General features: G+C 48.8%; 4 protein-coding genes and 1 pseudogene. 1 reads left to right on the plus strand and 4 read right to left on the minus strand.

The features are described from left to right. Positions 1–278: pseudogene (locus RMO84_RS20285) on the minus strand (serine/threonine protein kinase); the annotation flags it as partial. A gap of 400 nt (positions 279–678) precedes the next feature. Between RMO84_RS20285 and pheT the strand changes: the two are divergent. Next, complete coding sequence (pheT, locus tag RMO84_RS20290) at positions 679–3,147, plus strand: phenylalanine--tRNA ligase subunit beta (RefSeq protein WP_310490247.1); 2,469 nt, start codon at positions 679–681, stop codon at positions 3,145–3,147. Here the strand turns inward: pheT and RMO84_RS20295 are convergent. The 3 genes from RMO84_RS20295 to RMO84_RS20305 form a co-directional block, all read right to left on the minus strand. Continuing rightward, positions 3,144–3,458 (minus strand): hypothetical protein, encoded by a 315-nt coding sequence (locus RMO84_RS20295; RefSeq protein WP_310490248.1) that lies wholly within the window; start codon positions 3,456–3,458, stop codon positions 3,144–3,146. The genes pheT and RMO84_RS20295 overlap by 4 nt on opposite strands. 256 nt (positions 3,459–3,714) lie before the next feature. Next, on the minus strand, positions 3,715–5,514 hold the full coding sequence (locus RMO84_RS20300) for an HlyD family efflux transporter periplasmic adaptor subunit (RefSeq protein WP_310490249.1): 1,800 nt from the start codon (positions 5,512–5,514) through the stop codon (positions 3,715–3,717). A 65-nt stretch (positions 5,515–5,579) separates the two neighbouring features. Beyond that, positions 5,580–6,088: ATP-binding cassette domain-containing protein (locus RMO84_RS20305; RefSeq protein WP_310490250.1), on the minus strand; the 509-nt coding region annotated here is incomplete at its 5' end.

Below are 6,088 nucleotides of genomic sequence, written 5' to 3' on the forward strand. Positions count from 1 at the left end.
CCTTCATTCACCCGTAATAGTTCCCTAAAAGCCGGGATTTGCGGATGCTGAAGTTTGTAGAGAATACCCGCTTCTCGCTCGAATAGTTCTTTTGCTTTGGCTAATTCCACTTGTCCGCGTACTTGTGGTGCAAACTCTTTGAGCACGCATTTTTCGCCAAATTTATTGCGATCGATCGCCAAATAACTCCGCCCAAAACCCCCGCGTCCGAGTTCGCGCACGATTTCATACCGATTGCCTAAGACATTACCAGGCGTAACTAAAGATGACTCAATCATAGTGATATAGAGAGTGACTAAAGATGATTCGATCGTGTTGATGTTTGAGGTAACTAAAGATGACTCGATCGAACTTAAGAATAGACCATTTAACCGATAGGATATGTTTCGTCACCCTGTTTTGCTACCGATAGACTTAACTAAGTTGGCTACTCGATCGGGGCCACCCTAACACCAACTCAAACGGCTATAATATCGATCCGGCGATCTCGAGTGTCATTTATTCATTCTCATTTTATCCCTATTTCCGCGATCCATTGGCGATCGTCCCAATCTCTCAGTCTCCCCATCCTCCCCCTGACACCAAACCCGATCTGTATGACAATAGATAAGCGATCGAAAGCAAGGTTCTTGTCTCAAGGCTGCGCCAACGACGCTTATTATCGCTCGATTAAATTAAATGTATATCGCTCTAAATTGGTTAAAAGAACTAGTAGACTGCCAACTAGATCCGGAAACGTTGGCGCAAACCCTGACGCTGGCTGGATTTGAGGTTGAATCGATCGAGGATCGCAGTACTTGGGCGAATGGTGTGGTTGTCGGACGCGTACTGACGCGGATTCAACATCCCAATGCCGATAAATTAAGCGTCTGTACCGTCGATGTCGGCGGTGAGGAAGCCCTGCAAATCGTCTGTGGGGCGGCAAATGTCCGGGCGGGAATTCATGTGGCGGTAGCTACTGTCGGGACTTATTTGCCCAAAGTTGACTTGAAAATCAAACCGGCAAAGCTGCGGGGAGAAAAATCCGAGGGGATGATCTGTTCGCTGTCCGAATTGGGACTTACTAAAGACTCCGAGGGAATCCATATCTTCGGTGAGGCTGACGATCCCAACACGCCCGCAATTGGCACCGACGTGCGCCCCTTGCTGGGATTGGATGATGTCATCCTCGATCTGTCTTCTACTGCCAATCGTGCCGATGCTTTGAGTATGGTGGGGATTGCCAGAGAAGTCGCCGCACTGACGGGTGGGAAGTTGAAGCTACCGACGGCAGACATGTCAGCTATTGCCAAGCAACCCCAACTAACTGTAAACGTCAGTGAGGGGCAAGCTTGTCCCGTGTATTCGGCGACGCTAATTGAAGGCGTCCACGTTAGTCCAGCTCCCGAATGGCTCCAACGTCGCCTCCAAGCTGCTGGCATTCGCCCGATTAATAATGTTGTAGATGTGACTAATTACATCTTGCTGGAGTGGGGACAACCGCTCCACGCTTTCGATGCCGATAAATTGCAAGCTGTCAGCGGCAGTGCCAATATCCAAATGGGCGTCCGGTACGCCGAGAAGCAAGGTGAAACCCTAAAGACGCTAGACGGCCAGGAACGGCAGCTTCACGCGCAAAACCTCCTGATTATTGCTAGCAATACCCCTGTCGCCCTTGCCGGTGTCATGGGTGGTGAAACTACCGAAGTAGCTGAAGGCACTCAAAATATCGTCCTCGAAGCGGCAATCTTCGATCCTGTCGCGGTGCGAAAATCGGCACGCAGTCAGGGTGGGATGCGATCGGAAGCCTCAACGCGGTACGAACGCGGGGTCAATTTAGCCGAGCTGGAAACCGCAACTCACCGCGCGATCGAGTTACTGGTGCAACTAGCTGGTGGTAAGATCGTCAGTCAAGATATTAGCGATCGTCGCCCCGATTTTAGCCAGCACCCTCGGACGATCCCACTCCGGTTAGTCAGGCTAAATCAGATCTTAGGGCCGATCGATGATGATGGCGAACCTGGGGAAATCAGCACTGAAGATGTCGAACGGACGCTGAGTGCGTTGGGTTGTCAATTAACAGCCAAATTGGACGATAAAGAAGAAACCGTCTGGGATGTGGTGGTACCACCATACCGTTATCGCGACTTGGAACGGGAAATCGACTTGATTGAAGAAGTTGCCAGACTGTATGGTTACGATCGATTCATGGATACGCTGCCTTCAGAATCAGCAGCGGGATTCCTCTCGCTCGATGAGGAATTATTGCGGCAAATTCGGGCGGCATTTCGGGCTGTTGGTTTAAATGAAGTCGTCCAATATTCCTACGCCACCGAAAAACTCAATAATGGCTCCCAAGTAGAAATCGTCAATCCGATGTTTACTGAATATGCCACCTTGCGATCGGAATTAATATCAGGATTGATTCAAAGTTTCCAAACCAATCTCGCCCAAGGTAACGGCGCGCTTCAAGCTTTTGAAATTAGTAAAATCTTCGGACGCGACGAAACGGGATTGATCGAAACCGATGTGCTTGCTGGCATCATCGGTGGCGATCCGGCGGTGAGCCGCTGGACGACTGGTGGTAAACCCCAACCCCTTACCTGGTATGAAGCTAAGGGCATGCTCGATAGCGTCTGCGCTAGCCTCAAAATCCCCGTAGAATATCAATCAGATCGCTCCGATCCCAAACTACATCCAGGACGCACGGCGTCACTCTGGTTGCAGGGTCAGAAACTAGGTTACTTCGGGCAATTGCACCCCCAACTGCGTCAGGAAAAAGATCTCCCTGCTGCGGTGTATGTCTTCCAGCTCAACCTCGATCCGATCCTCAATTACCTCGCGGCTGAAGAGCGATTGGTGCCGATTTTTAAAAACTATTCTACCTATCCGGCATCCGATCGCGATATCGCCTTCTTCGCACCAGTAGATCTCTCGCTGGCGGAGATTCAAAAAGCGATTACCAAGGCTGGGGGTGAATTACTCGAAGAAGTCACCGTCTTCGATGAATATCGCGGTGCGAATGTCCCCGACGGACAGCGGAGTCTGGCAATTCGATCGATTTATCGGGCACTCGATCGCACTTTGACAGAAGCCGAGATCGAGCCACTACAACAGCAGATTCGCGATGTTTTGGTCGATAAATTTCGGGTGACGTTGCGGAGTTAATCATTCGATCTTTCAACTCGCTCTGACGGTTTAGAGATCGCCAGATCGAGTTGGCGATTTAATGATTGAAAGTGCGATTCTAAGCGATCGCATCGCGATTCCAATCGATCGCAACGGGCTTCCAACCAATCAAATTGCCGATCGATTTGTTCGGCTAACATATCAATTTTGTCAGCCATATTTTCAAATAGTAGTCGAACTTCTTTACTATTCAAATGCGTCTCTTCGATTCTATTCAAGCGGCGATCGTAGCTGCTTAAATCTCGCCCTAAATATCGATCTCGATCGGTTGTTTTACTAGCTTTACTCACAGTCTTAGAGAATAAATTGTTGTCGGTCTTCCTATCGATAAATTTAATAACTCATCGAACAAATATCGAAGCTGGATCGATCCGTACTATTTAAATAGATAATTTTAAGAGTGGGATCTAGATCTCACTCTTAAAACACGCTATCGACGATCGACTACAGCGATCCTAAATGACTCATGAGATTTATTATTCGGTGCGTTACGCTATCGCGATAACACACCCTACGATCTATCAACTATCAATTATCAACGATCGATTACCGGACTGTTTTCATCGCATCATTTTGCTTGACGATTGCATCGGTAAAGATACTCATCACCGTGCGATTGCGCAATTTGACATTAGCACTCAGAGACATCCCCGACTGAAGCGTCACGGGTTTACCCTTAATCGAAATCTGCTGTTTGGCGAGCTGGACGATCGCTGGAAATCTTTCATAGGGATGAGCTTGGTCGGCGGCTAGAGCGTCGGAACCGATCGCCAGTACGGTACCTTTGACATCGCCAAATTCACTAAATGGGAACGAATCGATCCGGACATCTACTGGCATGCCGGCTTTAACAAAACCGATATCTTTATTGCTAATAAATACTTTGGCATTCAGGTTATTATTCGGTACGATTTTTAAGATCGGTTCGCTAGTAGTGGCGACAAATCCTGGCGTACCAGCTTTGAGTTCAAAAACTGTGCCGCTAGCTGGGGCGACGATTTCTTGATATTTGAGGTTCATTTTGGCTTGACTGATTTGACTAGTCAGATCGGCAACTTTACGATCGATCTCGACGATCGTTTTATTCAATTGGCCGTCAATTTCGGCAACCTGTTTATCGTTGGCCGCAATTCTGGTCAGGATGTCTTTCTGCGATGTCGCTACGCTATTTTTGAGTTTTTCACGACTTTGATTGGTCGCCATCGTCAGGCGGTTGTATTCGCGACTGAGTTGGGCGATTTCTTGCTGATTCTTTTTGATTTGTTGTTGTTGATTCTGAATTTCCAGCCGCGAATTAGCAATTAGCTCTTGCTCGTCTTGTTGGAGCTTGCGATAGCGATCGTCGAGTTGAGCTACTTCGCTCTGGCGCGAGGTCACTTCTTGCTCCTGTTTGAGTACCTGATTCCGCGATAGTGCCCCAGCTTCTCCCGCTGGTTTGAGGCTACTGAGAATTTCGCTATTGCTGGCGGCTAAGCTTTGAGCGGATTGATACTGCGTCCGATTTTCCGCCATTTGGGCGGCAATTTGGGATCTTTTGGCGGCAGTTTTGGCATTGATATTGGCAATTACTGCTTTGTTATCCACCAGCAGTTCGCTCAAGCCCTTACGTTTACCCAGATTTTCGCGCATTTGATTGTCAACTTGACCGACTTCGAGTTGTGCCGAACTCGTGCGCGAAGCCGTCTCGGCGCGGCTGGATTGCAGGCGTTGGCGTTGTTCGGGGTTGAGATTGGCTACGTCCGTACCATTGAGTTCGGAACGATAGAGTTGAGTTTCGGCGAGGATCGCACTGCGGTTTTTGGTGAGAGCGAGGATTTCGGGACGGACGTTGAGTTTGGCCAGATCTTGGGGGTTGACGGTATCGACACCGCGATCGAGCAAACTATGATAAAAACGCGTCTCCGCCGTCATCGAGTCGAGATTTTTTTGGAGAGACGCCAGGGTCGTCTGCGGCACGGTCGATTCCAATCTCAATAATTTCTGTCCGGCGGTGACTTTGTCTCCCTCTTTGACAAAAACTGTTTTGACGACGCCACCAACTGGTACCTGCACATCTTTGACTTTCTCGGTCGGTTCCAGCTTGCCGGTAATGGTAATCGCTTCTTCTATGGGTGCCAAACACGCCCAAGTGATTAGACCAGTCGTAATGGCTAAAATCGTCCAGACGATGCCGCGCGACCACGCCCGCGACTGTTGGAAGACGACAGATTGCTCGATTTCTCCGACTTGGTAGGTATCGAGTTGAGTGGGTTCTGCCTGACGCAGCCCATCCGGTGCGATCTTCCGTTTGGCTAGTTTATTCGCTGTATTCCGCTTGTCCTCTGATGATTGGTTTAATAGTTTCATAATCTTAAAAGTATTAATGATAAATTAGCAATCTTTGCTCGATCGCGAGTAAAGATCGGTTGTTTTTAAACTTGAGCTGCTTGTTGTTGATAGAGACAATAATAAAGACCTTTCAAGGCCATCAAGCGATCGTGAGTGCCGGTTTCGACGATCTGCCCTTTGTCCATCATCACGATCGTATCGGCATGGGCGATCGTATTTAAACGATGGGTGACAAAAAAGACGGTTTGATGTTGAAAGGCTTGGGCTAAATTCAAGCAAACTTGACGTTCGCTATCGTAGTCCAATGCACTAGTCGCCTCATCGAGAATCAACATTCGGGGTTTTTGTAATACTGTCCGGGCGATCGCAATCCGTTGGCGTTGGCCGCCAGAGAGTGCCGCACCGCGTTCGCCAACCTTTGTATTATAGCCATCTGGCAATTCCATCACAAAATCGTGAGCGGCAGCCACTTTAGCAGCGGCAATGACATCTTCCGAAGTCGCATCGGGGTTGGCAAGGGCGATATTTTCCTGAATTGTGCCGCTAAATAAGAGCGTATCCTGCAAGACCATGCCAATTTGCTGCCGAAAGG

The sequence above is a fragment of the Chamaesiphon sp. VAR_69_metabat_338 genome, from assembly GCF_031423935.1.
Lineage (GTDB): Bacteria > Cyanobacteriota > Cyanobacteriia > Cyanobacteriales > Chamaesiphonaceae > Chamaesiphon.